The sequence below is a fragment of the Paractinoplanes tereljensis genome, assembly GCF_016862435.1.
Taxonomy (GTDB): domain Bacteria; phylum Actinomycetota; class Actinomycetes; order Mycobacteriales; family Micromonosporaceae; genus Actinoplanes; species Actinoplanes tereljensis.
In genome coordinates this window covers 78,718-103,116 of sequence record NZ_BOMY01000042.1, presented here as the reverse complement: position 1 = coordinate 103,116, position 24,399 = coordinate 78,718, and the positions used below count along the sequence as shown (strand labels likewise).

Annotated in this window: 18 protein-coding genes; 6 read left to right on the top strand and 12 right to left on the bottom strand. The window is 72.0% G+C overall.

Features of this window, described 5'->3' with window-relative positions; translation table 11 throughout:
* Window positions 1–25 precede the first annotated feature (25 nt).
* Window positions 26–2,248, bottom strand: coding sequence for an MMPL family transporter (locus Ate02nite_RS32825; protein ID WP_203811756.1), 2,223 nt, complete (start codon window positions 2,246–2,248; stop codon window positions 26–28).
* 194 nt (window positions 2,249–2,442) lie between these two features.
* Between Ate02nite_RS32825 and Ate02nite_RS32820 the strand changes: the two genes are divergently transcribed.
* Window positions 2,443–3,678, top strand: a complete 1,236-nt coding sequence (locus tag Ate02nite_RS32820; protein ID WP_203811755.1) for a GGDEF domain-containing protein — start codon at window positions 2,443–2,445, stop codon at window positions 3,676–3,678.
* Here the strand turns inward: Ate02nite_RS32820 and Ate02nite_RS32815 are convergent.
* Together Ate02nite_RS32815 and Ate02nite_RS32810 are read right to left on the bottom strand one after the other, a co-directional pair.
* Window positions 3,666–4,856 (bottom strand): sensor histidine kinase, encoded by a 1,191-nt coding sequence (locus Ate02nite_RS32815; RefSeq protein ID WP_203811754.1) that lies wholly within the window; start codon window positions 4,854–4,856, stop codon window positions 3,666–3,668. The two genes, Ate02nite_RS32820 and Ate02nite_RS32815, sit on opposite strands and share 13 nt — an antisense overlap.
* 97 nt (window positions 4,857–4,953) lie before the next feature.
* Window positions 4,954–6,582 carry an FAD-binding protein gene (locus Ate02nite_RS32810; RefSeq protein ID WP_203811753.1) on the bottom strand — a complete coding sequence of 543 codons (1,629 nt, stop codon included), beginning with the start codon at window positions 6,580–6,582 and terminating at the stop codon, window positions 4,954–4,956.
* A 53-nt stretch (window positions 6,583–6,635) separates the two neighbouring features.
* On the opposite strand from Ate02nite_RS32810, the gene Ate02nite_RS32805 reads away from it, so the two are divergent.
* The 3 genes from Ate02nite_RS32805 (at window position 6,636) to Ate02nite_RS32795 (ending at window position 10,457) form a co-directional block, all read left to right on the top strand.
* A complete protein-coding gene (locus Ate02nite_RS32805) occupies window positions 6,636–7,196 on the top strand; it encodes a TetR/AcrR family transcriptional regulator (protein WP_203811752.1) in 561 nt (186 codons plus the stop codon).
* A gap of 79 nt (window positions 7,197–7,275) precedes the next feature.
* On the top strand, window positions 7,276–7,938 hold the full coding sequence (locus Ate02nite_RS32800; RefSeq protein ID WP_203811751.1) for a hypothetical protein: 663 nt from the start codon (window positions 7,276–7,278) through the stop codon (window positions 7,936–7,938).
* Window positions 7,935–10,457, top strand: coding sequence for an HAD-IC family P-type ATPase (locus tag Ate02nite_RS32795; protein ID WP_203811750.1), 2,523 nt, complete (start codon window positions 7,935–7,937; stop codon window positions 10,455–10,457). Before Ate02nite_RS32800 ends, Ate02nite_RS32795 begins: the two co-directional genes overlap by 4 nt.
* Here Ate02nite_RS32795 and Ate02nite_RS32790 read toward each other — a convergent pair.
* The 9 genes from Ate02nite_RS32790 to Ate02nite_RS32750 are packed head-to-tail and all read right to left on the bottom strand — an operon-like array spanning window position 10,446 to window position 20,828.
* A complete protein-coding gene (locus Ate02nite_RS32790; RefSeq protein WP_203811749.1) occupies window positions 10,446–11,333 on the bottom strand; it encodes an AfsA-related hotdog domain-containing protein in 888 nt (295 codons plus the stop codon). The genes Ate02nite_RS32795 and Ate02nite_RS32790 overlap by 12 nt on opposite strands.
* Window positions 11,323–12,180: an LLM class F420-dependent oxidoreductase gene (locus Ate02nite_RS32785; protein WP_203811748.1), complete on the bottom strand. Its 858-nt coding sequence runs from the start codon at window positions 12,178–12,180 to the stop codon at window positions 11,323–11,325. Before Ate02nite_RS32785 ends, Ate02nite_RS32790 begins: the two co-directional genes overlap by 11 nt.
* Complete coding sequence (locus Ate02nite_RS32780; RefSeq protein ID WP_203811933.1) at window positions 12,180–12,992, bottom strand: hypothetical protein; 813 nt, start codon at window positions 12,990–12,992, stop codon at window positions 12,180–12,182. Before Ate02nite_RS32780 ends, Ate02nite_RS32785 begins: the two co-directional genes overlap by 1 nt.
* Window positions 12,993–13,000: 8 nt before the next feature.
* Window positions 13,001–13,942: a nucleoside-diphosphate kinase gene (locus Ate02nite_RS32775; RefSeq protein ID WP_203811747.1), complete on the bottom strand. Its 942-nt coding sequence runs from the start codon at window positions 13,940–13,942 to the stop codon at window positions 13,001–13,003.
* Window positions 13,939–14,988, bottom strand: a complete 1,050-nt coding sequence (locus tag Ate02nite_RS32770) for an SDR family oxidoreductase (protein WP_203811746.1) — start codon at window positions 14,986–14,988, stop codon at window positions 13,939–13,941. Before Ate02nite_RS32770 ends, Ate02nite_RS32775 begins: the two co-directional genes overlap by 4 nt.
* Window positions 14,985–15,215 (bottom strand): acyl carrier protein, encoded by a 231-nt coding sequence (locus Ate02nite_RS32765; protein ID WP_203811745.1) that lies wholly within the window; start codon window positions 15,213–15,215, stop codon window positions 14,985–14,987. The genes Ate02nite_RS32770 and Ate02nite_RS32765 overlap by 4 nt, the downstream gene beginning before the upstream one ends.
* On the bottom strand, window positions 15,212–16,783 hold the full coding sequence (locus Ate02nite_RS32760; protein WP_203811744.1) for a hypothetical protein: 1,572 nt from the start codon (window positions 16,781–16,783) through the stop codon (window positions 15,212–15,214). Before Ate02nite_RS32760 ends, Ate02nite_RS32765 begins: the two co-directional genes overlap by 4 nt.
* Window positions 16,780–18,336: an AMP-binding protein gene (locus Ate02nite_RS32755; protein ID WP_203811743.1), complete on the bottom strand. Its 1,557-nt coding sequence runs from the start codon at window positions 18,334–18,336 to the stop codon at window positions 16,780–16,782. Before Ate02nite_RS32755 ends, Ate02nite_RS32760 begins: the two co-directional genes overlap by 4 nt.
* Complete coding sequence (locus Ate02nite_RS32750; protein WP_203811742.1) at window positions 18,333–20,828, bottom strand: phosphoenolpyruvate synthase; 2,496 nt, start codon at window positions 20,826–20,828, stop codon at window positions 18,333–18,335. The genes Ate02nite_RS32755 and Ate02nite_RS32750 overlap by 4 nt, the downstream gene beginning before the upstream one ends.
* A 197-nt stretch (window positions 20,829–21,025) precedes the next feature.
* Here Ate02nite_RS32750 and Ate02nite_RS32745 point away from each other — a divergent pair, with 197 nt between their 5' ends.
* Together Ate02nite_RS32745 and Ate02nite_RS32740 are read left to right on the top strand one after the other, a co-directional pair.
* The gene (locus tag Ate02nite_RS32745; RefSeq protein WP_203811741.1) at window positions 21,026–23,098 is read left to right on the top strand and encodes a helix-turn-helix transcriptional regulator; all 2,073 of its coding nucleotides are present in this window, start codon (window positions 21,026–21,028) and stop codon (window positions 23,096–23,098) included.
* A 45-nt stretch (window positions 23,099–23,143) separates the two neighbouring features.
* A complete protein-coding gene (locus Ate02nite_RS32740) occupies window positions 23,144–24,379 on the top strand; it encodes a low temperature requirement protein A (protein ID WP_203811740.1) in 1,236 nt (411 codons plus the stop codon).
* The last annotated feature ends 20 nt before the right edge of the window (window positions 24,380–24,399 follow it).

Here is a 24,399-nt window from a genome sequence, read left to right as displayed (position 1 = left end):
GCCCGGCGTGCCATGCGACCGGGGGTCAGCGCACCCCGGCGTCGGCCAGGGCCTCCTGCGGCGCCGGCTGACCGGTGTCCTCCAGGGCTCGGCCCTCGGCGTCGATGTTCGGCAGGATCCGGTCCAGCCAGCGGGGCATCCACCAGGCCGCCTCGCCGAGGAGCTTCAGCACCGCCGGGACCAGGATCATCCGGACGATGAACGCGTCGGCCAGCACGCCGGTGGCCAGGGCGAAGCCGATCGCCGCGACGAACGGCGACTCGGCCAGGGCGAACCCGGCGAAGACCGACACCATGATCAGTGCGGCGGCGACCACGACCACGGCGGTGCGCTTGAAGCCGTCGACGATGGCGTCGTGTGGGTCGAGGCCCCGGCTGTGCGCCTCGTGCATCCGGGAGACCAGGAAGACCTGGTAGTCCATGGCCAGGCCGAACAGGATGCCGACGATCAGGATGGGCAGCAGGCTCAGGATCGGGTTGCCGGCCGGGGCCGGGATGAGGCTGTCGGCCCAGCCGTCCTGGAAGACGCCGACGGTGACGCCGAACGCGGTGCCCAGCGAGAGCAGGAAGCCGAGGGTGCCGACCAGCGGCACGAGCAGCGAGCGGAACAGGATTACCAGCAGGACGAAGGCGAGGCTGACGACCAGGACCAGGTAGATGATCAGCGCCTTGTTGAGCATGTCGTTGGTGTCGATGTCCACGGCGGTGGAGCCGGTGACGGCGAGGGACACCCCGGATACGTCGTCGGCGTGGTCGCGGATGGTGCGCACGAGGTCGCGGGTGGCGTCGTCGATCGGGCCGCTGGACGGGATGACCTGGACCATGGCGACGGTGCCGGCCTGGTTGACGCCGGCCGCGGTGACCGAGGCGACGTCATCAAGGCTGCCGAGTTCGGCGGTGACCTGCTCGATGGCGGTCTTTACGTTGTTGCCTTCGACCAGGACGATCAGGGCGCCCTGGGTACCGGCGCCGAACTTGTCGGCGATCAGGTTGTAGGCGGCCCGCTGGGTGCCGGCCGGGTCCTCGCCGCCGGGGGTGCTCAGTGCGGTCTGCAGATGCATGGTCGGCACGGAGAGGAAGAGCAGGCCGCCGATGGCGAGCGCGGCGATCGGCAGCGGCGCTTTGACGACGACCTTGATCCAGCCGTTGAGGAACGACCGGCGCCGGCCGCGCTGGGCGGCCTGTTGCTGCAGAGGGGTGCCCTGCTTGATCAGGCGGCGTTCGCGGCGGGACAGCACCCGGTAGCCCATGGCACCCATCAGGGCCGGTAGGAAGGTCAGGGCCATCAGCATGGTGGTGGCGACGGTGACGGCGGCGGCGATGCCCATCTCGGTGATGAACGGGATCCGGACGACGGACAGGCCGACCAGGGCGATGATGACGGTGGCACCGGCGAAGACGACCGCCGAGCCGGCCGTGCCGATCGAGCGGGCGACCGCGTCGTTGATCGACCGGCCCTCGCGCAGTTCGGTGCGGAAGCGGGCCAGGATGAACAGGCCGTAGTCGATGCCGACGGCCAGGCCGATCATGCCGGCCAGGGTCGGGGTGGTGGAGCCGATCGGGTGCCAGGCGGACAGCGCGAACACTCCGAGCAGGCCGGTGGCCAGGCCGATCAGGGCGCCGAGCATGTTGGCGCCGGCCGCCACCAGGGAGCCGAAGGTGACGATCAGGATGACGAACGCGATGACCGCGCCGATGCCCTCGGCCGGGCTTTGCGCGGGAGTCTGGTCGCCGATCGTGCCGCCGACCTCGGCGCCGAGGCCGGTGTCCCGGGCCTGCTCGGCGACCGCCAGGACCTCGTCGTAGATGGTGTCGGTGTCGGTGTCGTCGGACAGGCCGGTCAGGGTGACGGTCGCGACCGCGGTGGTGCCGTCGGCGGAGACGTAGGGCCGTTCCTTGGCGAACGGGTCCGCGACGGCGGCGACGTGTTCGATCTTGGCGACGTCCGCGATCGCGCCGGCGACCAGCTTCCGGTTGGCCGTACCGGTGATCTTCTGCCCGTCCGGGGCGGTGAGCACCAGTTGCAGGGTGCCCTTGGTGTCGTCGGTCGCGGTGGCCGGGAACTCCTTCTGCATGACCTCCAGGGCCCGCCCGGACTCGGTGCTGGAGAGGCTGAAACCGCCCTCGCTGGTCTTCATGCCGGTCACCGTGCCGAACACCACGATGACCAGGATGAGCCCCCAGGAGGCGAAGACGAGAGCCCGGTGCCGGGCGCTGAACGCGCCGAGCCGGGACAGGAACTTGGCCATGAACGGGACTCCTCGGAATCGATCGGAGATGCTCGCGAGGGGCATTCCTCGGGCGATCTCCAGAGTTCCGGTTCCGGCCTTCCGGGTCGTCAACCCGCCATAGCAGCCCACCTACCGCATCGGCGGTACGCGATCCGGATTCTCAGGAAGTCCTCCCATGGGCCGAAAGTCAGGGTGTGCGACCGTGGTGGCTGATGACCGGTTCGTTCGGCGCGCAGCTCCTGAGTTGCGCGCTGGAGCGCTCGGCGCCGGCCGCTTCCCTGCTGCTCGCCGGCCTGGCCGTCGTACTCCAGGTCGTCGCGGTGCTGGGCCTGATCCACGGGCTGTCCTGGCGGCGGGACCGGGGTGGTCTGCTGGACACTCTCATCCTGGCGACGGCGGTGTGCCCGGTCACCGCCCTGCTGCTGACCGATCCGCACGCGGGAGCCGCGGCCGCCGGCCGCACCCCGGCGCTGAGCACGGTCACGCTGGCCATGGGCGACCTGCTCGTCATGTGTGTGCTCGCGCGGTTCAGCAGCGTCAAGCATTGCCGCAACGTCGCCTTCTGGCTCCTGGTCGGCTCGATTCTGGCCGGCACGGTCGCCCACGGTGCTCTGGTGTACCGGGACGTGTGGGGCGGTGGTACCGCCCTGGTCGTGGCCGGGCTCGCCGCCTCGGGGGTGCTGCTGGCCGGGGCGGCCGCGCACCCGGCACGGGCCGGGCTACTCGGGTCGGCCCTCGGTTCCGTCGTATCGCCGCTGGTCGCCGCGGCGGTCGGGTCCGCCGGTGTCGCCACGCCCGGGCTGCTGCTGATGTACGCCACCGTCCGGGGCACGCCGATCGACCCGCGGGCGGTCACCATCGGCTGCATGATCACCGCAACCATGGTGGTGGCCCGGATGGTCGACCTGGTGGCCACGGTGCAGCAGCAGTCGCGGGTGCTGCGGGAGCAGGCTCGGCAGCTGGACACGCTGGCGCACCGGGACGCGCTGACCGGCCTGCCCAACCGGCGGGCCTGGGACGTCCGGATCGAGCAGCGCCGGGCGCAGGCCGTACGAGAAGGGGTTTCGTTCCTGGTTGTGCTGGTCGACCTGGATCATTTCAAGGCCTACAACGATCAGCATGGTCATCCGGAGGGGGACCGGCTGCTGCACGACGCGGCCGAGGCCTGGGCGGAGCAACTCCGGGACGGTGACTTCCTGGCCCGGTACGGCGGTGAGGAGTTCGGCCTGATCCTGGCCGAGGCGACCGACGAGGACGCGGCCCGGGTCATCGACCGGCTTCGGGGCGCGACCCCGTACGGTCAGACGTTCTCGGCCGGTGTCGCCGGCTGGACCGGCGAACCGACGGTTGTGGAGTTGCTCGAACGCGTGGACCAAGCCCTCTACCAGGCGAAGAAGACCGGGCGAAACCGTACGGTCTTCAGTAGGGCCGAGGCTCACGCCTCGTAGGCCGAATGGGCCGGGAGCGAGGCGCGTACGGCGAAGCCGCCGCTCGTGGTTCGGGTGGCCCACACCTCGCCGCCGCAGGCCTGGGCGCGTTCGCGCATGCCGACCAGGCCATGCCCGCTGCTCGGGGGCGGAGTCGTGTAGTGCGGGCGGCGGCCGGGGCCGTTCTCCACCGTCAGGTGCAGGCCCTGGGGTGACCAGGCGAGCGTGATGGCCACCGCCGCGCCGGGGGCGTGCTTGGCCGCGTTGGTCAGGGCTTCCTGGACGATGCGGTAGGCGGAGGTCTCGGCGCTGCCGGTGAGCGGCACGGGTGAGCCCGAGGTGTGCTGGGTGACCGGAGCATCGGCCGAGGTGAACCCGGCGATCAGGTCGTCGAGGCGGTCGAGCCCGGGCACCGGATGCAGGGCCTCGGCCGGCTCGCCGTCGCTGCGGAGCAGGCCGACGGTGGCGCGCAGCTCGTCGAGGGCCTGGCGGGTGTGGGCGGTGATGTCCTTGAGCGCGGCGCGCGCGGCCGGTGGATTGGTGCCCAGCAGGTAGCCGGCGACGCCCGCCTGCGCGTTGACCAGGGTGAGGTGGTGGGCGACGACGTCGTGCAGGTCGCGGGCGATGCGCAGCCGTTCGGCGGTGACGTGCCGGTTGGTCTCCTGCACCCGGTCGCGGGCGTCGCGCTCGCGCCGCTCCCGGCGGGCCGTGATCAGCACCCCGGCCCCGGCGGCCATGATGATCAGGTTGAAGACGACGAAGTCGGTGGCGAGCAGGGTGGACGGCTGGCTGAGCACCCCGGTTACCAGCAACAACACGCCGGCGGTGCCGCCGCTGGCCCAGCCGAAGCGCTGCGGCCGGCGGCTGGCCACGGTGAACACGGCGACCATGGTGGCGATCGGCACCGGCTGGTAGGCGCCCATGAGCTCCGCGGCGTTGGCCCCGGCCACGACCGACGGCAGGAGCGCGATGTGCAGGCATTCCAGGCTCGTGACCACGACCATGACCGCCACCGGGTAGCGGGTGCGGGCCAGCAGCGGCAGCCAGGTCAGCAGGACGAAGACCAGCAGCCCGGGACCGGGCGGGTCGGCCTGCCCGGTCCGGATGGTGGCGGTGACCAGCATGCTGGCCAGCACGACGGCCAGAAACACCGGCGCCGCCCATCGCCGGGGCGGCACCGTGCGGAGATCGAGCGACAAGGCGGCCTCCGACCGGCGGTGAGCAGGGCTGACTTCCAGGATCCCGGGCGAACCGCGCCCTGTCGTCAGCCCTTCGCGGTCAGTGGGGATACCGCATTCACCGTAGGCGAGCCATGTGCCGGGCGGCGCGCAAGCCGAAGACCACGGCGGGGCCGATCGTCGAGCCCGGGCCGGGGTAGGTGCGGCCCATCACCGAGGCGGAGTTGTTGCCGGCGGCGTACAGGCCGTCGATCACCGTGCCGTCCTCGCGCAGGGCGCGGCCGTCCGGGTCGGTGAGCACGCCGCCCTTGGTGCCGAGGTCGCCGATAACCACCTGGTACGCCGTGAACGGGCCCTTCTCCAGCGGGCCGAGGCAGGGGTTGGGGTGCACGGTCGGGTCGCCGTAGTAGCGGTCGTAGGCGGAGTTGCCGCGGCCGAAGTCGCCGTCGACGCCGGAGCGGGCGAAGCCGTTGAACTTCGCGGCGGTGGCGCGCAGCCGGGCCGGATCGACGCCGATCTTCCCGGCCAGCTCGTCCAGGGTGCCGGCCTTCGCCATGATCCCGGCTTCGCGCATCGCCTTGTTGTTCTTCGGGTCCAGGGCGAACGTGCGCAGGTAGCGGCGGGCGTGCCGGACGTCGGCGATCATCCAGTACGGGCCGTCCTTGTCGTGGTCGAGCATGTGGTGCCCGAGATCGACGTACGACTCCGACTCGTTGGCGAACCGGTCACCCCGGGCGTCCACGATGATCGAGTACGGCAGGGAGCGCTCGCCGACGATGAATGCCGGGTCGTGGCCGGGGGTGGCCGCGACCGACGCACCCCACCAGGCGTCGTCCATCAGCTCGACCGCGGCGCCGGCCAGCTGGGCCAGCTCGATCGGGCGGCCCAGGTTGGCCGGGTTGCCGGACGGGGCGCCGTCGATGCCGTGGAACTTGCGCCGCCACTCGGCGTTGTGGTCGAACCCGCCGCCGGCCAGCATCACGCCCTTAGTGGCGTGCACGGTGACCGGCCGGCCGTCGCGGGTGATCCGGACCCCGGTGACCCGGCCGTCCTCGACGACGAGCTCTTCAAGAGGGGAGTTGAGCCACAGCGGCACCTTGTGCTTGATCACCAGGGCGTGCAGGAACGAGGTGGCCAGCCCGGCGCCGATCCCGACCAGCCGCTGGCCCTTGACGACGCCGCCGAGCGCGCGGAACACGAACTGGGCGCCGCGGACGAACCCGGCCGGGGTGGACCAGGCCCGGCCGAGCAGCCACACGTCGTCGGTCTTGATCGGCATGCCGGCCGGTGCGCTGATGGTCTTCCACCAGTCGCCGATGACCTTCGAGTTGAGTGGCTTCACCTCGATCGCCCGGCCGATCTTGCCGCCCGGCCGCTCCGGGTAGTAGTCGGGGTAGTCGGTGGAGCGGGCGAAGACCATGCCGTACTTCTCGGCGGTGGTCACGAAGTCCTCGATGCCGTCGACGAAGGCTTCCTTGCGCTCGCGGGAGGTGGAGCGCCCGGGGTCGCCGACCGTCGCGTCGAGGTAGGTGAGGGCCTCGGCCCGGGAGTCGCCGACGCCGGCCCGGCGCATCAGCGGGTTGTCCGGCATCCACATGCCGCCGCCGGACATCGCGGTGCTGCCGCCCCACTTGGCGCTGCTCTCCAGGATCAGCACGCTCAGCCCGGCGTCGACGGCGCCGAGCGCGGTGGCGAAGCCGGCCCCGCCGCTGCCGACGACAACGACGTCATAGGTGTGCTCCGACATAGGGGCCTCCTCCCGGTAACCGGACAATGTTGTCCGGTTGCTACGGTGCAAGCATGACCAGCTCGGGCGGTCGCGTCAACAGGGGTCCGGCCGCGGCCTCGGAAAACCGGCAGGCGATCCTCGACTCGGCCCGCCGGCTGTTCACCGAGCGCGGCTACCACGTGCCGCTCAGCGCGATCGCCAAGGACGCCGGCGTCGGCCAGGGCGTGCTCTACCGGCACTTCCCGACCCGGCTCGACCTGGCCTTCACGGTCTTCGAGGAGAACTTCGCCCAGCTGGAGGCGATCGCCGCCGACCCGGGCGCGGACGCGTTCGGCAAGCTGTGGGAGCGCACGATCCAGCTGACCGTGGAGTCGGCCGCGTTCGTGGAGATGGCGGTGGACGCCCGGCGCACCATGCCGGACTACACCGGCGGCACCCGCCTGCAGACCCTGATCCAGGACACCCTGCCGCGTGCCCAGGCAGCCGGCCTGATCGACGCCCGCTTCACCGCGGACGACGTCCTGCTGGCCCACCGGATGATCTACGGAGTAATCGCCACCGCGGTGGACCCGGCCGAGGTCGGCCCGGCGGTGGCGCGCGCCCGGTTCCTGCTCAGCCGGCCGGGGGCGTAAGGGGTACCGCGGCTGCGGTAGCCGCGATGACCGCGCTTGGGCGATGTGCGTGGGGCGGTGGTCCGGCATCGTCGCCGGGGTGTTGAAAATCTATCCGGAGCGCCCGGCGGCGGTCCTTCGTCAGGTGGCCGGCGATCTGGTCACCGTGGTCTGGGTCTATCTGTGGATCCGGGCGGCGGTCTGGCTGCACGGGCTGGTCGACATGCTGGCGACGCCCGGTGCGCAGCTGGAGCGGCTGGCCGGCTCGCTCGCCGTCAACCTGGACGCGGCCGGTAAGGCGATCGGCCACGTCCCGCTCATCGGCGGGGACGTCACCGCGCCGCTGACCCGCGCGGCCGGCACGGCGCAAAGCATCGCCGAGGCCGGTCGTCAGCAGCAGCAATGGGCGCACGACGCGGCGTACACCCTGCCCACCCTGTTGCTGGTGGTGCCGCTGGGGCTGGTCCTGTTCGTCTGGCTGCCGCTGCGGATCCGCCGGATCCGGCGCACTGCGGCCTCGGTCGAGATGCGCGGCAGCGACGCCGGCCTGGACCTGCTGGCGCTGCGGGCGCTGGCCCGGCAGTCGGTCACCCGGCTGGCCCGGACCCACCCCGACGTCGCCGCCGGGTGGCGACTGGGCGACCCGGCCGCCATCGAGGGCCTGGCGGCCCTGGAACTGCGCCGCGTCGGCCTGCGGCCGCCGACGCCGCGCCCGATCGCCTACGACCTGCCCACTCCGGTCGACCCGTGGTCGGCCGGATGAGTACGCATATATCGTTACTTGGTGGTTTTAAGGGGGCGGAGCTAATCGTCGGGCTGACCGAGGCGGAAGCCGAGACGCGGCGACGTAACGGCGAGGCCAACACGGCGGTCAAGGGTGGCTCGCGCGGGTACGCCGACATCCTGCGTACCAACGTCTTCTCGTTCTTCAATATCATTTTGTTCGCGATCGGCGTGGTCCTGCTGGTCCTCGGGCGGTACAGCGACGCCCTGGTCAGCGTCGGCCTCGGCCTGATCAACGCGGTGATCAGCGCGGCCCAGGAGATCCGGGCCAAACGCAAGCTGGACGGCCTGCAACTGCTGGACCGGGCCGGTGTCCTGGTCGTGCGGGACGACCGGGAGATCGAGCTGCCGGCCGATCGGGTGGTCCGCGGCGACCTGCTGCGGATCCGGCCGGGCGAGCAGATCGTGGTGGACGGGCCGCTTGTCGACGGCGGGCTGGAGGCCGACGAGTCGCTGCTGACCGGCGAGTCCGATCCGGTGGTCAAGCAGCCCGGCGACGAGCTGCGGTCGGGCAGCCACTGCGTGGCCGGCGACGGGCACCAGCTGGCCCGGGACGTCGGCGCGCACAGTTACGCCGGCCGGCTCACCGCCGAGGCGCGGCGGGCCAGCACCGACAAGACCCCGCTGCAGCGCCGGATCGAGTTCCTGGTCCGGCTGGTGATGGCGCTGACCGTGCTGATGAGCGGTGCCATCCTGGGCCAGGCCGGCATCGAGGGCTTCAGCCTGCTGCGGGTCGTGCAGATCACCGCGGTGCTCTCCGGGCTGGTGCCGTACGGCCTGTTCTTCCTGATCGCGGTCGCCTACGCGGCCGGCGCGGCCCGGATCGCCAAGCACGGCGCGCTGGTGCAGCAGGTCAACGCCGTCGAATCGGTCAGCAACGTCGACGTGGTCTGCACCGACAAGACCGGCACCCTCACCACCGGCCGGCTCACCCTCGAGGAGATCGTCCCGCTCGAAGAGGGCGATCCGGCGTCGATCCTCGGCTGCTTCGCCTGCAACGTCACCATTCCCAACCTCACCGCCTCCGCCCTGGCCTCGGCCCTTCCGGGGGAGGAGTGGAAGGTCCGGGACGAGGTGCCGTTCGCCTCCTCGCTGCGGTGGTCCGGCCTGGTCACCGAGGAGGGCACCTGGGTGCTCGGTGCGCCGGACGCGCTGGGTTGCCCGGTGCCGGCCGAGGAGATCACCGACCGTACCCGCAGAGGTCTTCGGGTTTTGCTGTTGGCTCGCGGCGCGGAACCGGGTGCCGCGCTGCGCGACGCCGACGGGCGCGCGCAGCTGCCCGCGCTGATCCCGGTCGGGCTGGTCGCGCTGGCCGACGAACTGCGCGACGACGTGGTGGAGACCGTCGCGCGACTGCGTGCCGACGGCGTGGAGCTCAAGGTGCTCTCCGGCGACGACCCCCGCACGGTCGCGGCCATCGCTGCGCGGGCCGGCGTGAAAAACGCCGGCCTGGACGTGGCCGAGCCGGTGGCGGGGGCCGACCTGGACGATCTCGACGATCCGGCGCTGGATGCGGTGGTCGCCCGCACCTCGGTGTTCGGCCGGGTCGCGCCGGAGCACAAGGAACGCATCGTCGGGTCGCTGCGGCGGCAGGGCCGCTACGTCGCGATGATCGGCGACGGCGTCAACGACGCCCGGGCGCTCAAGCGGGCCCAGGTCGGCGTGGCCATGCGCAGCGGGAGCGCGGTGACCCGGGACGTCGCCGACATCGTGCTGGTCAACGACTCGTTCGCGGCGCTGCCGCCGGCGCAGCGCGAGGGCCGCCGGATCATCAGCGGCATCGGGATGTCGCTGTACATCTTCCTGGCCCGGGTGGTGAGCCAGGGCCTGGTCATCCTGTCGGTGACCCTGCTCGGACTGGGCTTTCCGTACTCGCCGACCCAGGTCGGCCTGACCCTGTTCACCGTGGGCGTGCCGACGTTCTTCCTGACCATGTGGGCGAAGCCGGTGCCGACCGACCGGAATCTGCTGGGGAACCTGGCCCGCTTCGTCATCCCGGCCTCGATCGTCACCGCGACCTTCGGCACCGCGATCTACGCCACCATCTACGAGGCGATCGTGCTGGGCTTCGGGTCCGGGCGCACCCCGGCCGCGGTGATCGCCGAATTCGAGACCTACACCGGCCTGAAGTACGAGTCGGGCACCGACTTCACCACCGCCTCGGCCACCATCGCCGCGCAGACCGGCCTGTCGACGTTCTTCTGCTTCGTCTCGTTCGTGCTGATCCTGTTCCTGGCCCCGCCGACCCGGTTCTTCGCGGCCTGGACCGCGCCCACCCCGGACCGGCGGCCGGCGGTGCTGGTGGCCGCCCTGTTCGTGGTCTTCTCGGCGGTGCTGCTGGTGCCGGCGCTCTGGTCCTACTTCGGGTTGATCGCCCCGGCCGGGCCGATCTTCCTGCTGGTGAACATGGCGGTGATCCTCTGGTTCGGTGCGCTCAGCGCGGCCTTCCGGCTGCGGCTTCTCGACCGGGTCCTCGGCATCGACGGACTATCCGGCTGAGACGGCGATCGTCGCCACCGGGATGCCGCCCTGGGTCGCGGTGACCACCTGGCCGGTGGCGGTGAGCTCGACCGGCGCGTCCAGCTCGGCGAAGGCGTGGAAGGTCGCGCTCATGCTCGTCATGGTGGCCGCCCGGGGCTCGGCGCTGAGCGCGGTGGCGAGCTGCCGGGCCGCCTCGATGAACAGCGTCCCCGGGATGTGGTCGAGCGGGTGGTCGAAGAGTCCGGTGTGCTCGACCGGGACCAGCAACCGGGCCCGGTCGCCGGCCAGGTCGGCCAGCAGGACGTCGGCCGCGCGGATCCGGCCGACCCGCGCGGGTGCGACGGCGCCGGTGCGGTCGCCGGGCGGCAGGTCGTCCGAGGTGATCAGCGGGCCGGTGCGGTGCCGGGTGCGCAGGGCGCGGTAGGCCGGGGCCGAGACGTAGCCGACCGTCATGCTCGACTCGCCGATCGGGGTGCCGGCGATCGACAGGTGGAACGACGGGGTGAGGCCGCGGGTGCGGCGGCCGAGCAGCTGCGGCTCCGGCGGCGGCAGCGTCATGGTCAGCAGGCCGGTCCCGGTCGCCGGCAGCTGGGTGTGTGCGTCGGGGGCCAGCCGCAGCGCGAACGAGTTCAGGATGAAGGCCGCGCCGGCCTCGACCCCGAAGTACGTGTGGGCCAGGTAGTTGTGGGCCTGCCGGCAGGCTTCGAGCACCAGCATCGGGTCGAGCCGCCGGTTGGCCGGTGCGGTGTGCGCGGCGTAGTAGGCGTGGTCGTCGGGCAGGATCGCGGCCGCCACGAAGCCGCCGTCGCCGTCGGGCTGGACGTCGGTCAGGAACACCGTCTCGGTGTGCCGGCGATGGATGGACGACGGTTCGACGGTGGTGTCAGTTCTCATCGACTATTCCTTCCAAGACGCCAGTCAGGGCCCGCAGGTGTTCGTGCAGCGCGGTGAAGCCGGCCCCGAGCGTGCTGACAGCCAGGTGGGTGGCGCCGGCGGCCCGCCATCGCCCGGCCGCAAGAGCCACGGAGCCATCAGCGACGCGGATTCGGCCGTGCATGCCGATCGCGCCGGGCTCGCGGCCCGCCGAGGAAGCGGCCTCGGCGACGATGATCTTGGCGGCGGCAAGAGCAGGACCGGGCGAAACCCGGGGCAGCCAGCCATCGCCGATCCGCCCGGCCCGCCGGTAGGCCGCGTCGGAGGTGCCACCGATCCAGATCGGGATCGACCGCCCGGGCAGGGGATTGATGCCGGCCGCTTCAAAGAGCTCATCCGCGGAAGAGCCAGTCACCGACCGCTGGGTCCACAGGGCCCGCAGCAGGGCGATCTGCTCCTCCAGCCGGGCACCCCGCCGCCGCATCGGCTGCCCCAGCGCGGCGTACTCGACCGCGTTCCAGCCGAGCCCCACACCCAGCGTCAGCCGACCCTCGGACAGCAGATCGACCTCGGCCGCCTGCTTCGCGACCAGGGCGGTCTGCCGCTGCGGCAGCACCAGCACCCCGGTGACCAGGCCCAGGTCGCAAACCCCGGCCAGGTAGGCGAACAGCGTCAGCGGCTCATGGAACGGACTGTCCACATCGTACGGTCCGGACCAACCGGGATGCCCGGCCGGATCGGCGCCGAGGACATGGTCGTAGGCCAGCAGATGCCGGAAGCCCAGCTCCTGCACGGCCTGCGCGAAATCCCGCAGCGCGCCGGGCCCGCCGTGCAGCTCACCCTGCGGAAGAACCACGCCGATCTCCATCAGACCGCCCCGGCGACGATCAGACCGGCGTACAGCACGATCAGAAACAGCATCGCGGCGGGCTTCGGCCAGGCCGGGACCCGCCCGCCGAGAAACGCGGCGGCCGCCGCGATCGGAATGACCAGGACGGCGTACGGCCAGAGCAGTCCGGTGAGAGCGCAGGCCGCGACGGCGCAGCCGAGAGCGACGAGCGCGCTGCCGGCCGGCCCGAGCGCGGTGGCCGAGTACATCCGCGAGCCCGGCGCCACCTCCCGCACGGTTTTGCGGGCGAATTCGAAATGCAGAAAGGCAAAGGCGAAGACCAGCACCGGGCGTACGGCGGGGGAGCCGGCCGAAACCGCCAGGTAGACCCCGATCAGCAGCTGTACGGGATAGACCACGGCGATGTTGACCAGCGGCCGGTCCCGCAGCACCGGAAAGCGCCGTTCCAGCGGGGTCAGCAGCGCCGCGTAACCGAAGAAGGCCACCGCCACCACCGCCGACCAGGGCGCGTAGAGCACGTTGGCGGCCAGCACGACGGCGACCACGACCCGCCCGGCCCGGCGCAGTCCGGCCGCGGTGACCAGCCCGGTCACCAGCGGCCGGTCCGGGTTGTGCACCCGGTCGTAGGACTCGTCCTTGCGTTCGTCGATCAGCCGCAGGTAGAGCAACATGGCCAGCAGGGTCGCGGCCCGCAGCGCGGTGCCGGCGGTGGGCCGCCAGTCGTGCCCGGCGACGAGCGCCTCGTAGGCCCCGGTCCACAGCACCGCGTAGGTCACGTGCACCCGCGGGTCGAAGACCGCACTCACGAATCCGGTGCCCCGGGCCATCATCGTGGTGGTCACGAGGTGCCGACCTGCGCCGGTTCCCGCCACCGGGCCAGATCGGAGCCGCGCAGCAGCTGGCTGAACTCGGGCCGGGACAGCGGCAGCGAACCGCAGCCGACGATCGTGAGGTCCCAGCCGGCGAGGGGCAGGCCGGCCCGCCAGATCAGTTCGACCAGGGCACCCCAGTCGGCCGCGTCGAGGCAGGCACGCAGCTCCGCCCGTACGCCCGAAGGAAGCTCAAGTGCGTCGGCGGCCGCGGCCAATCGGGTTGCGGCCGGCGCGAAGCGCAGGTCCTGCGCCGGAATCTCGGCGTAGAGCTGATCGGCGAGCGCGGTCGCGGCATCCTGCCGGTCGAGGCCAGGTAGGGCCTGGCCGACCAGCCGGCGGCGTTCGTCGGCGTCCAGCAGGATGCCGAGCTCGCGCAGCACGTCGGCGGGCTCGTCGGAGGCGTGCACCAGGTTGAGCAGGAAGCCGAAGTCGCCGAGCCGGTAACGCAGCTGGCCAGGCCGACGCCGGGCCGGATCGGCCGGCCCCTTGCGGTCGCTGAGCGACACCGACGCCGGCACCCGGTCGTCCTCGGGGGCGCTGAGCAGCAGCACCATCGAGTCGGAGGCCTGGCACAGCGCGTCGGCCAGCCGGCTGCGCGCGGGGGTGGCCCGGTTGAGCTGGTAGTGCCACATCGCGCGGACCGCACCGCGGGTCATCCGGAACCGGACGGCCGCGACGATCCGGAAGCCGGACGTGCGCGCCCAGTCGAGCACCGGGCCGACCGACCGGGACGCGATCGCGTCCGGCTTGAGCAGCAGCAGCGCGTGCCCGGCGGCGAACCCGGCGGCGTCGCCGGTGAGCTCGGCCAGCTGGTCGTAGGACTCCAGGAAGTAGCTGTCGGTGCCGAAGTAGCGGCGCTTGTCCGGGTCGTGGGTCAGCCCGGCCGGGAACGGCGGCCCGTAGCTCATCGCACACCGACCCCGGCGAGGGCCTCGGCGACGCCGGGCAGCGGGGAGCCGAGATAGCCGGCCCGGACCGCGTAGTCGACGATCTTCCGGAGCTGGTCCGGCCCGTTGGAAAGGCGTTTGTGGCTGCGGAAACCGGCGGCGAGGGTGTCGTCGAAGTGTTGCCGGCGGCGGAAATAGCTCTCGTACAGCGACAGCATCCGCTCCCAGTAGGCGCGTTCCAGGTCGCCGAGCGAGGCGGCCGAGAAGGTCGCCGGGGCCACGTAGCGCGGGACCCGGAACGACGGGTATTCGGCGAGTACGTCGGAGAGGTGCCGCATCGAGACGGTCGAGCCGACCGCGTGCAGGGTCTGCCCGGGGGCGGGTTTCTCGACGACGTCGGCGATCAGCGCGGCGACGTGGTCGACCGGCACCAGGTCGACGCACGCGTCGAAGTGGCCCGGAATGGACGTGACCCGGCCCTCGGAGAGCAGCTTCAGGACCACGTAGATGTTCTTGAACTCGCGGACCACGCCGGTGCGGGCGGCGCCGACCACGACGCTGGGCCGGATCACGGTGGCCTCGGTGGCGGCCTTGCGGACCAGCAGCTCGGCCTGGAACTTGCTCTCCTCGTAGTGGTTGCCGAAGCGCTGCCCGGCGTCGAGGGAGGTCTCCAGGATCCGGCCGTCCTGCTCGCCGCAGACGTAGGCGGTGCTCACGTGGATCAGCCGGGCGTTTTTAAAACCAGCGAGCTCCAGCACGTGGGCGGTGCCGGTGGTGTTGACCGCCTGGTAGAGCTCGCGCGGGCGGCCGAAGTCGGTGATCGCGGCCGAGTGCACGATCAGGTCGACCTCGTCGGCGAGCTTGCGCCAGGTCGCATCGTCGAGGCCGAGCCGGGGCTGGGTGACGTCGCCCGGGATCAGGTCTACGCCGGTGACCGGCCGGCCGCTGTTGGCGGTGAGCGTGCGGACGTGGTGGACCAGCCCGTACACCTGGTGGTTGTTCTTGATCAGGCGGGCGCAGACCTCGGCGCCGACCAATCCGGCGGCGCCGGTGACCAGGATTTTCATCCCAGCTCCCGCTGCACCAGGGTGAGCACGTCGCCGGCGGTGACCACGTCCACGCTCTCGCCCATGTCCAGCGGTGGCAGCCCGAAGTGCTGCTCCAGCGCCATCGACAACTCGATCAGCCGCAGCGAGTCGAACAGCAGCTCGTCGCGCAGCCGGGTGTCCGCGCCGATCTGCTCGGCCTTCTGCGGTGCCATCGCGTTGATCACGGCGAATACCTCGGTGCTCATCCGGCCTCCTTTGCGCTTGAAGTGTGTGGTTGGGCGCCGCCGCTGGAGAGCAGGTCCTGGGCCTCGTCGAGGGGGAGCTGCTGGTCGAGGTAGGCGCCGAGGCGCAGCCAGTCGTAACCGATGTCCAAGGTGCGCTGCCATCCGTCGGCCGAGTCGAACGAGGACGGGAACGCGTCGCCGCCGGAGGCCGCCCGCACCGCGGCGATGAACTCGGGCAGCTCTTCGCCGCGGCTGCCGGGCCGGGACAGTTGCCGGGCCAGTTCGGCGATCCGTGGCTGCGGGGCCGGCAGCATGTCGAGGCCGCCGATCAGCTCCGGGTCGCTGGGCAGCGGGCTCACGCCGAAGGCGCAGAGCAGGGCCCGCAGGCCGCCGTTGACCGCCCGGGCGGTGGCGAGCGCGGCGACCCGCCACTGTTCCCGGTCGAGGGCGCCGCGCAGGTCCTCGACCGCGTTCTCGACCATGACGTTGCCCCAGACCAGGGCCATCGCGGCGGCGGCGAACCGGTGCGCGGGCAGCGGCAGCAGGTCGATCGAGCGCGGGTGCGCGGGTTTCGCCCCGGCGATGCTCAGCAGCGGCAGGGTCATCGCCGGGGCCGGGGTGACGCTGCCGGCCGGCGCGGCCAGCGGCAGCCGCGGGGTGATGGCGGCCCCGCGCCAGGACACCCGGATCAGGCCGTAGCGGACGAAGGTGGCGATCAGGTCGCCCTCGGGGCCGAGGCCGGCCAGCGGGCGGCCCCAGACCACCCTGCGCCAGGTCCGCGCGGCCGTGTCGCCCAGCACGAAGACGTCCCGCCGGTCGCGGACCAGGTGCACCCGGTCGCCGATCTGCCAGGTGGTCACCTCGCGCGGGCGTTCCACCACGAGCCGGTCCGGGGTGTCGGCGCAGCCGGTGACGCCGAGCGCGGCGACCAGCCGGATGATGTCGGCGGTGCCTTCGGTCTGCCAGTAGCGGGCGACGAGGGGGTTTTCCGCGAGCCGGTCGAGCTGCAGGGACAGCCACTTCGGTTCGAGGTAGGTCTCGCCGTGGCGGGCCGCCCAGCTCTTCGCGGCCTGCTGCAATCCGGCCCGCGCCCAGACGGCGGCCTGGTCGTGCTGGCCGAGCGATTCGAGCATGACGGCGTGCCGCACGGACTGGCGGGCGTACTCGGCCCACCACTTCGTCATCACGGTGGCGAACATGTCGTAGGACAGGTTCTCCCGGACCTTGGTGATCAGGTCCGGGCGTCGCACCGGATGGCCGCGCAGGAACCGCTGGCACCGGTTGAGCAGGTGTTCGTCCATCCTGGTGACCCGGCCGCGGTGGCCGGCCACCTCGATGAGGTGCTTGGTGATCTGGCCGACCGAGCGGGTGCGGATCTCCACCCGGCGGCCGTCGATGAAGAAGATGGTCGGCATGGTCGGCATGTCGGCCTCCTGATCGGCGATCAGCAGGAAGTCGATGTCGGACCGGGAGTTGCCGAAGCCCTCCGCGATCGAGCCCTCCAGCAGCAGGGCCGCGTCGTCGGGGGCGTCGATCCGGGCCAGGGTCTGCTCGGCCAGCGACTGGATCTGTTCTTCGGTGAGAATCATCGGCCGTCCTGCAATCCTTGCCAGAGCTCTCGGCGGCGGGGTTTGCCGCTGGTGGTGCGCTTGATCAGGCCGGGCCGGCCGAGCACGAACCGCAGCCGGGCATCGGCGCCGAGCCGGGCCCGCAGCACCGCGGTCGCGGCGGCCTCCCAGTCGCCGGGGCGGCCCTCGACGAACACCGCGACGCCGGGCCGGTCGGTCTCCGGCACGCTGACCACCACGCAGCGCTGGGCCGGCAGACCGGTCGCCTCGACCACCGCCGCCTCGAGGTCCTCGACGTAGACCATCCGGCCGTTGACCTTGAGGCTGTCGCCCATCCGGCCGAGCACGAACAGCTCGCCGTCGTGCCGGAAGCCGGCGTCGCCGGTCCGGTGGATCGCCTCGGAGCCGGTCACCGTCGTGCCGCTGACCACGATCTCGCCGAGGTAGCCGTCGGCCAGGGCGGTGCCGTCCTCGTCGACGATGCCGATCTCGGTGTCCAGCACCGGGCCGCCGCAGCCGGTGAACCAGCCGCCGCGGCCCGGAACCGGCGCGTCGCCGAGCCGGAACTGCCTCTCGATCTTCACCGGCCGGCCGAACCGCAGGGAGTCCGGTTCGACCTGCACGATGAGTGGGCGGGTGCCCGGCAGAGTGCCGGTCACCCCGAGAGTCGTTTCCGCCATGCCGTACGCCGGGCGCAGCGCCGCCGGGTTGAAGCCGGCCGGGGCGAACGCCGTCGCGAACCTGTCCAGCACCGCCGGGTCGATCGTCTGGGCGCCGACGAACATGGTCCGCCACCCGGCGAAGTCCCAGCCCGTCATTCGCTCGGGCCGGATCCGGTCGGCCGCGTACTCCAGGGCGAACGGCGGCGCGGCGGTCACCGCCGCGGTCGTCATGCACTCCAGCCAGCGGGCCGGGTCACGCAGGAACTGGGCCGGCCGCATCAGCGACAGGTCACCCTGGCTGCAGATGATCGTCAGCAGCGTCCCGATCAGGCCCATGTCGTGATAGAGCGGCAGCCAGGAGGCCCCCGAGTCGCCGTCCTGCCAGTCGCACCAGACCCGCGAGCATTCGATGTTGACGGCGAGGTTGCGCCAGCTGACCGGAATGCCGCGCGGGGTGCCGGTCGAGCCCGAGGTGAACTGCAGGATCGCCAAGTCGTCGTCGGCGACCGGCCGCACCTCGATCGGCTCGGCGGCTTCCCGGTGGACGTGCGAATTCGCCACCAGGGCAGCGTTCTTCTCGTCGGTGACCACCAGCGCCGGGCTCGCTTCCCGCACGATCGCCTCGACCAGGGCGGTGTACTCGGCGGTGCTGCTGAAGCTCGGCGGCGTGATCATGCACGGGGTCAGGCCGGCCGCCCAGGCGCCGAAGAACGCGCACAGCAGCGGATATCCGGTCGGCATGAGCAGGCAGACCACGTCGCCGGGGCGAGCGCCGGCCTCGACCATCGCCGCGCCGCTCCGGCGGGCCGCGAGGGCCAGCTCGGCGTACGAAGAGGACTCCCACCCGTCGTCGGTGGCGATCCGCAACCCGCGGCCCGGGCGCGGATCGGTCAGCCAGTCACGGATGTTCATTCCGTTTCCAGCACCGTGATGGTCGCGGTGCTGCCGTCCATCCGGATCAGCATCCCGGTCTGCAGCTCCCGGGTGGCGCCCTTGACCTTGACGATGGTCGGCACGCCCAGCTCCCGGGCGACGATCGCGACGTGGGTCAGCGGGCTGCCGCGCTCGATGATCAGGCCGGCCGCCGACGGCAGCGCCGCCACCCAGCCCGGATCGGTGCTGTAGGCGACCAGGATGCCGCCGTTGACGTCCTGCGGCCGGTCCGCCACCACCACCCGGCCGGTGACGATGCCCGGCGCCGACGGGGTGCCGCGCAGCTCGGTCACGCCCTCCCGCTCTTGCTGGGCGGCCCAGCCGGCGAGGTTGCCCTCCCAGTAGGGCGCGCCGCGCGTCTCGAACCGCGGCGGCGCCGACATGGTCAGCTGCCGTTCCTGGGTGCGCCGCCGGACCGCCACTATGTCGCGCAGTTCGTCGTGCGCGATCCGGCCCTCGTACGCGCCGCTCAGCTCGTCCAGCCGCAGCTGGAAGACGTCCTCGAAACGGTCGATCGCGCCGACCGCGTGCAGGTGCCGGCCGAGCGCCCGGAGGATCTGCTTGGCCGACCCGAACGCCCGGGTCCGGCAGAACCGCAGCCGCTCCCGGTGCGCCAGCGAGGTGGCCGCCTTGCGCCGCACCAGCTCGTAGATCCACCGCTTCGGGCCACGCAGGTGCTGGTCGAGGTATTCCTGGGCGGCGTCGTTGCCGGCCGTCTCGGGCGGCGCCTGCAGGGCGTCCCGGAGCATCAGATACAGGCTGGCCGGGTCCTCGCGCAGGTCCGGCACCTCGAGCTTGAGCTCGTCCGGGCTGCGGTAACCGTGCTCGGCGACGTAGGCCTCGACCGCCGCCTCGAATTCCGGGTTGTTGATGGCGGCGGGGATCTCGGCCGGCGGCGTCTGTTCGATCAGCCGGCGCAGCTCGTCGTCGGCCTTCACCATCTCGGCGAGGGCGGACATCGCCCGGGCCGGCTCGGCCGATTCGACGTCGGCGCCCGGCCGGGCCGCCGCCCAGGTGAGCCACTGCGGGGCGTCGGCCGGCAGCCATTTCTGGCCGAGCACGGTGAGCACGCCCATCGACAGCAGGATGGTCGAGTCGAGCATCTGCATCGGACCCCAGCGCAGCAGCAGGTCGCGGTGCAGCTTCTGGAACGCCCGGTACGCCTCGTCGGCCGGCATCCCGGCGTAGTCCCGCTTGTCGAACACCGCGTACTGCTCGTAGAAGTAGGCGGTGAACCGCTTGACGTCATGGCTCATCCGGAAGAACTTCCAGAAGAACGTCGTCGTGGTGACCAGGCGGGCCCGTTTCGCTTCAAAGCCCGAATCGAAGGCGTACGGGTAGAGCGTCTCGGCGATCTCGTCCGGCAGCGCCTCGTCGACGCCCATCGCGACCTCGAGCAACCGCCGGTTGATGTCGTAGAACGGCGGGATCCGCTGCAGGCGGTACCAGTTGAGCAGGTTGTAGTAGACCCGGCCGTGGAAACTGCCGAGCAGCGACGGCAGCCACTCCTGCATCTGCCGCAGCTGCTGGTCGGGCACCCGCAGCGACCGGGCGAAGCTGTCGTAGACCGCGCCGTAGACCATCGCCGCGAAGGTGAAGGTCAGCGGGGAGGTGACGCCCCGGAAGCTCTCCACGATGTTCGAGTTGTCCCAGATCCGCAGCTCGCCCTGGCCGGTGGTGATCGGCCGGGCCTGCAGGATCCACAGCTGCCCGTCGGCGACCGCCCACTCGATGTCCTGCGGGGCGCCGAACGCCGCGGCGATCGCCCGGCCGGCCGCGTGCAGCTCGGCCAGGTCCACCTTGGCCAGCGACAGCGCCGCCCGCTCGGCCTCCGGGACCGCGGTGACCGTGACCCCGGCGTCGGCCGCGTAGTCGTACCGCTCGGCCTTGTCGCCGAGGTCGGTCTCCAGCACCGCGCCGCTGCGGGCGTCCAGGATCACGGTGTCGGCGTCGACCGCGCCGGAGACGAGGCCCTCGCCGAGGCCGTAGACCGCGCTGACCACGAAGGTGCCGCGGCTGCCGGTGACCGGGTCGGCGGTGAACAGCACCCCGCTGACCTCGGACGGGACCATCTGCTGGATGAGCACGCCCATGCCGGCCGGCTTCTCCGGCAGACCGTTGCTCAGCCGGTACTGCCGCGAGCGCTCCGAGTGGGCCGAGGCCCAGCAGGCCTTGACCCGGTCGAGGACCTGGTCGAGCCCGACGACGTTGAGGAAGGTGTCGAACTGCCCGGCGAACGAGTGCTTACTGCCGTCCTCTTCCAGGCCCGAGGAGCGTACGGCCACCCGCCCGTTGCCGGCCGCGGCGTACGCGTCGCGCACCACCTCGACGAGCTCGGCCGTCCCGTCGGTCTCGACCAGCCGCTCGAGCACCTCGCTCGGGATCGCACTCCACTGCGGAATGCGCACCCCGGACCCGCTCAACGCGGCGAGATTCGCCGCCTTGGCCCCAATCTTGCCGGTGACAACCATCCGGCCATACATCCATAGTCGACCGGGAATTCACCACCCCTCAATGTCCGATCGCCGAAAATAGGGGTGCCTCCCGTTAACAATGGATTACACAATGACGCCTCCGGTCATCGCTCTGTTCAATGTGAACGGTCGCGAACACGCCTTTGTGCGATACGTCATACGGTGTTCCGGCAATGACCAATATGGTTTTGCCGATGGTTGTCCTGGAATCCTTCAGCGAGCTCGACGGGGGGCCGCTGGCACTGCTCGGTGCCTGTCTGCCGACTCCCCAGGAACCGTTCACCGTGCTGGGCCCGGCTGGTCCCGGGGTGACCGTGGTGACCGGCCCGGCGGCCTTCGAGCCGGCCATTCTGCGGCGTGCGGCCGAGCGCCGCGTGGTCGCCGCCGACGACGACCCGGTGACGACGCTGACGCGATTGAGCCGGCATTCCCCGCTCGCGCTCGTCATCGACGCCGCCAATCTGCTCGAATGCCGGACCTTCGTCGAGAACCTGTTCCGCCGGGCCGGCGCCGAATCGCCGATCGTGGTCTTCGCCTGGCATCCCGCTTCCCGGACGCTGAGCCTCAGCGAGCCCTACCGCCGACTCGGACTGCCCCCGCTGCCGGCCGCCGCGGTGTCCGAACTACTTCCCGGCGACCCCTATCCCACGATCGGGGGCAACGCCGCGATCGTGGAGGCGGCCCGGGACGGAACCGGGTTCGACCGGGCCGTGCACCAGGTGCTCGGCGAGCACGGCAGCGCCGAGCTCCCGCGCTTCGCCCAGGCCGTCGCGGTCCTCGGCGAACACGGCGACCCGTTCGTGCTGAGCCGGGTGCTCGGCATGTCGCTGTCCCGGGTCGGCGACCTGCTCGACGAGCTCCTCGCGGCCGGCCTGCTCACTCCCGGGCACCTCCTGCGCTCCCGGATCGAGGCCGCGGTGCTGGCCGGCACCGCGCACCTCGGCCGCCTGCACATGCGGGCCGCCGAGGTGCTGTACGAGGACGCCGCCCCCGCTCCGGCGGTGGCCGCGCACCTGCTCGCCGCCGGGGCCGCGCCCGAGGCCTGGGCGACCGGCGCGCTGCGCGAGGCGGCCGAGCAGGCGGTCCGGGAGCGACGCTTCGACGAGGCCGCCGCCCGGCTGAGCCTGGCCCTGAACTGGTCGGCCGCCGCACCGGCCCGAGCCGAGATCCGATCCGCCCTGCTGGACGTGCGGTGGTGGTCCGACCCGGCCCTGGCCGCCGACCTGCTCACCGCCCTGTCGGCCGGCGCCCGCGACGGCCACCTCCCACCACACCGGATCGCCCGGCTGGCCCGCCTGGCCACCTGGCAGGCCCGCGCCGACGACGCCCGCGCCCTGCTGGCCCGGTCCGGCGGCGACCCCGAGGCAGACGTGCAGCGCGCGGTCAGCGCGCTGTGGTTCCAGCACGTCTTCCCCGGCTCCCCGCCACTTCCCGACGTCGCCCTGCGTCCCGAACTCGTCGCCGCTGCCTGTCCGTGGTTGAGCCGGGCGACCGCCCTGGGGTCAACGGCCTCGGACGCCGTCGAGGTACTTCGCCGGATCGTGCCGCGCGAACAGGACCTGGAGGCCGCCCAGATCGCCGTTTTCACCCTGCTGGCGCTGGAACGCTTCGACCAGGACGAGAGCTGGTACCCGCCGTTCGCCCGGCAGATCGCGGCCGGCGGGCTGCCCCCGTGGCAATCGCTGCTGGACGCGGCCCAGGCGACGGCGGCCCTGCGCGACGGCGATCCGCACCGGGCCGCCACCCTGGCCCGGCTGGCGATCGGGGCGATCGGCGACGACCGGTGGAGCGTGCTTGTCGCGTTGCCGCGGGCGATCCGGCTGATCGCGCTGACCGAACTCGGCCGGCACGCCGAGGTGGCCGCCGCGCTCGCCGCCCCGCTCCCGGCCGACCTGATGCGAAGCCCGTACGGCCTGCTGCATCTGCGGGCTCGCGGCCGGCACCACCTGGCCACCGGCGAGCCGCAGGCGGCGGCCGACGACTTCCGCGCGATCGGCGACATCCTGACGTCCTGGGGGATCGAACTGCCCGGCCTGCTGCCCTGGCGGGCCGAACTGGCCGAGGCGGTCCGCCAGCTCGGCGACCGGGAGGCCCGGCTGTCCCGGGCCGAGGGCAAGGTGGCCCGGCTGGCGTCGCAGGGTTACACCAACCGCGAGATCAGCGGCCTGCTCTACATCACCCGCAGCACGGTCGAGCAGCACCTCACCCGCATCTACCGCAAGCTGGGCATCGACTGCCGCGACGAGCTCGGCTCCCGCATGCTCTGAGCGGCGGGCGTCCTCGCGGCGAGTCGCTGCGCTATGTTCCTGCGCATGCCGCCAACCACCGTCGAGGAGCGTCACGCCTCCTGGCTCGAGCTCTTCTTCGACCTGGTCATCGTCGTGGCGGTGGCCCAGCTGGCCGGTCTGCTGCACGACGGCCCGGGGCTGCACGAGGTGTTTCTCTTCGTCGTCTGCTACTACGCGATGTGGAGCGTGTGGACGTCGATCACCCTCTACGCCAACGTCTCCGGCGACCTGACCCGGGTCCGCTCGATGCTGCTGGCCATGTTCGGCATCGCCATCATGGCCGCGGCCGTGCCGCACGTGGCGCGCGGCGAACCGGCCTGGTTCATCCTGGCGTACGTCTACTGCCGCCTGATGGCCGCCGGGTCCTGGAAGCGCACCAGCCGCATCATGACCGAGTGGCCGGGCGTTCAGCAGGCGGCCGGTGTGATCCCGTGGATCGCGTCGCTCGGGTTCGAAACTCCGGTGCGGTACTACCTGTGGGCGGCCGGCATCGTGCTCGACGTGGTGATCTCGGTGGTCCGCTCCCGGCACCCGGAGCAGCTGCTGGCCGACGAGCAGCGGGAGCGGGAGGAGACCCGGCACCACCGCCAGAGCCGCACCCGGATCCTGCACCGCCTGCACCTGTCCGGCCGGGAGGCGCCCGCCGATCCGGTCGTGGCACCGTTGCAGGAGGCCCGCCCCGACCGGCCGCACCTAGGCGAGCGACTCGGCCTCTTCGTGATCATCGTGCTGGGCGAGGCGGTGGCGCAGCTGATCGACGCCGCCGCCGAGGTCGAGCACTGGGAGCGCCCGCTGATGACCACGCTGGTGGCCGGCTTCGGCCTGCTGGTCGCCCTGTGGTGGCTGACCCTGCGGTACGGCGCACACGGCGCCCCGACCTACGGCACCCAGGTGTTCGCCCTGCGCCTGACCATGCCCGCCCACTACTTGATGACCGGCTCGATCGTGCTGATCGCGGCCGGCCTAGGCGTGCTGGCCGACCACGGCGGCGAGCCGGTGCCAACGGCCAACCGCTGGGTCCTGTGCAGCGGCGCCGCCCTCTACTTCCTGACCGTAACCCTGCTGGGCGCCCGAGGCGGCGCGTCGCTCAGCTGGCTGGCCGGCTGGGGCCTGCCCGCCGTCCTGGCCGCGCTCCTGCTGGGCGCGTTCGGCGGCCCACTGGACGGCTGGACCTTGGCCGCAATCCTGTTCGCGGTGGCGGGTTGGCACGTCCTCTACCGCCGCCGGACTGATCAGGTCGCTCTTTCCACTGCGGAATAAGTGCCGTCATGGCCGCGTCC

What these genes read in the sequence shown, in the direction of transcription:
- Ate02nite_RS32825 (WP_203811756.1), bottom strand. Translation starts at nt 2,248, where the DNA reads ATGGCCAAGTTCCTGTCCCGGCTCGGCGCGTTCAGCGCCCGGCACCGG.
- Ate02nite_RS32820 (WP_203811755.1), top strand. Translation starts at nt 2,443, where the DNA reads ATGACCGGTTCGTTCGGCGCGCAGCTCCTGAGTTGCGCGCTGGAGCGC.
- Ate02nite_RS32810 (WP_203811753.1), bottom strand. Translation starts at nt 6,582, where the DNA reads ATGTCGGAGCACACCTATGACGTCGTTGTCGTCGGCAGCGGCGGGGCC.
- Ate02nite_RS32805 (WP_203811752.1), top strand. Translation starts at nt 6,636, where the DNA reads ATGACCAGCTCGGGCGGTCGCGTCAACAGGGGTCCGGCCGCGGCCTCG.
- Ate02nite_RS32795 (WP_203811750.1), top strand. Translation starts at nt 7,935, where the DNA reads ATGAGTACGCATATATCGTTACTTGGTGGTTTTAAGGGGGCGGAGCTA.
- Ate02nite_RS32790 (WP_203811749.1), bottom strand. Translation starts at nt 11,333, where the DNA reads ATGAGAACTGACACCACCGTCGAACCGTCGTCCATCCATCGCCGGCAC.
- Ate02nite_RS32785 (WP_203811748.1), bottom strand. Translation starts at nt 12,180, where the DNA reads ATGGAGATCGGCGTGGTTCTTCCGCAGGGTGAGCTGCACGGCGGGCCC.
- Ate02nite_RS32780 (WP_203811933.1), bottom strand. Translation starts at nt 12,992, where the DNA reads ATGATGGCCCGGGGCACCGGATTCGTGAGTGCGGTCTTCGACCCGCGG.
- Ate02nite_RS32775 (WP_203811747.1), bottom strand. Translation starts at nt 13,942, where the DNA reads ATGAGCTACGGGCCGCCGTTCCCGGCCGGGCTGACCCACGACCCGGAC.
- Ate02nite_RS32770 (WP_203811746.1), bottom strand. Translation starts at nt 14,988, where the DNA reads ATGAAAATCCTGGTCACCGGCGCCGCCGGATTGGTCGGCGCCGAGGTC.
- Ate02nite_RS32765 (WP_203811745.1), bottom strand. Translation starts at nt 15,215, where the DNA reads ATGAGCACCGAGGTATTCGCCGTGATCAACGCGATGGCACCGCAGAAG.
- Ate02nite_RS32760 (WP_203811744.1), bottom strand. Translation starts at nt 16,783, where the DNA reads ATGATTCTCACCGAAGAACAGATCCAGTCGCTGGCCGAGCAGACCCTG.
- Ate02nite_RS32755 (WP_203811743.1), bottom strand. Translation starts at nt 18,336, where the DNA reads ATGAACATCCGTGACTGGCTGACCGATCCGCGCCCGGGCCGCGGGTTG.
- Ate02nite_RS32750 (WP_203811742.1), bottom strand. Translation starts at nt 20,828, where the DNA reads ATGGTTGTCACCGGCAAGATTGGGGCCAAGGCGGCGAATCTCGCCGCG.
- Ate02nite_RS32745 (WP_203811741.1), top strand. Translation starts at nt 21,026, where the DNA reads ATGGTTGTCCTGGAATCCTTCAGCGAGCTCGACGGGGGGCCGCTGGCA.
- Ate02nite_RS32740 (WP_203811740.1), top strand. Translation starts at nt 23,144, where the DNA reads ATGCCGCCAACCACCGTCGAGGAGCGTCACGCCTCCTGGCTCGAGCTC.